This window comes from Streptomyces coerulescens, assembly GCF_042657965.1.
Classification (GTDB): Bacteria; Actinomycetota; Actinomycetes; order Streptomycetales; family Streptomycetaceae; genus Streptomyces; species Streptomyces coerulescens.
The window spans coordinates 1-1,316 of record NZ_JBHSKM010000031.1 but is presented as its reverse complement, the minus strand read 5'-3'; the positions used below and the strand labels follow the sequence as shown (position 1 = coordinate 1,316).

Annotated in this window: 1 protein-coding gene; it reads left to right on the top strand. The window is 71.1% G+C overall.

What is annotated here, in order from left to right; translation table 11 throughout:
* A partial coding sequence (locus ACFPQ9_RS34605) for a beta-ketoacyl synthase N-terminal-like domain-containing protein (RefSeq protein WP_380862322.1) occupies positions 1-1,316 on the top strand: 1,316 nt, incomplete at both ends.

Below are 1,316 nucleotides of genomic sequence, written 5' to 3'. Positions count from 1 at the left end.
CGTGTGAGCCGTGTGGTGGCCGCGAAGGCTGAATCAGCCCTGTATCTCCACGAGTTGACCGTCGGCCACGACCTCTCCGCTTTCGTGCTCTTCTCCTCTTTCGCGGGCGTGGTGGGCAACGCCGGCCAGGCAGCGTATTCGGCGGCGAACAACGTGCTGGATGCCCTGGCCGTGATCCGTCAGTCCCAAGGGCTGCCGGCCGTCTCGCTGGCCTGGGGCATGTGGGCGAACGCCGACGGTATGGGCGGCACCCTGGGCGAGGCCGAGCTGGAGCGTATGGCCCGGCAGGGCTTCCCGGCGTTGGAGACGAGTGAGGGGCTGGCCCTTCTCGATGCGGCGCTGCTGGTGAACGAACCGGTCGCCGTCCCCGTAGCCCTGCGAACGCCCGCCCTGGTAGCCGTACGCGACAGCCTCCCCGGCATCCTGCAAGGTCTCGTGCCTGCCGCCGACCGTCGGCGTCGGGCCGTCGGTCAGGTGGGGGCGGCAGCGGCCACCGGCCTGGCCCGGAAGCTGGCCGGGCTCCAGCCGGCCGAACAGGAGCGGCAGTTGGTGGACCTGGTGCAGGCGCAGGTCGCCGCGGTGCTCGGGCATGCGTCCCCGGGGTCGATCGATACCTCCCGCGCCTTCAAGGACCTCGGGTTCGACTCGCTCACCGCCGTCGACCTGCGCAACCGCCTCGGCTCCGCCACCGGCATCACCCTCTCCGCCACCCTGGTCTTCGACCACCCGACGCCCTCGGCCCTCGCCGGTTTCCTCAAGACCCAGCTGCTGGGCGTGACGGACACCAGGGACGGCGCCGTGGTCGCCGCCGGTCGCACGCGCACGGCTGTCGATGAGCCGGTTGCGATTGTGGGGATGGGGTGCCGGTTCCCGGGTGGGGCGGATTCCGCCGAGGGGTTGTGGGATCTGGTCGCGGAGGGGCGGGACGGGCTGAGCGTGCTGCCGACGGATCGTGGCTGGGATCCCGCCCTGTTGGAGGGCTTGGCCGCCGTCGGCGGGTTCCTCGACGGCGCGGCGCTCTTCGACGCCGAGTTGTTCGGGATTTCGCCGCGTGAGGCTCTGGCGATGGATCCGCAGCAGCGGCTGCTGCTGGAGACGGCTTGGGAGGCGTTGGAGGACGCCGGGATCGATCCGTCCTCGCTGCGCGGAACCGCGACGGGCGTCTACGCCGGCGTCTCCGGAAGCGGCTACGGCGGGAACATGCAGAGCCCGCAGGGCGAGACCGGTGGCTATCTGCTGACCGGCAGTACGCCGAGTGTGGCGTCCGGCCGCCTTTCGTATGTGTTCGGACTGGAGGGGCCTGCGGTGTCGGTCGA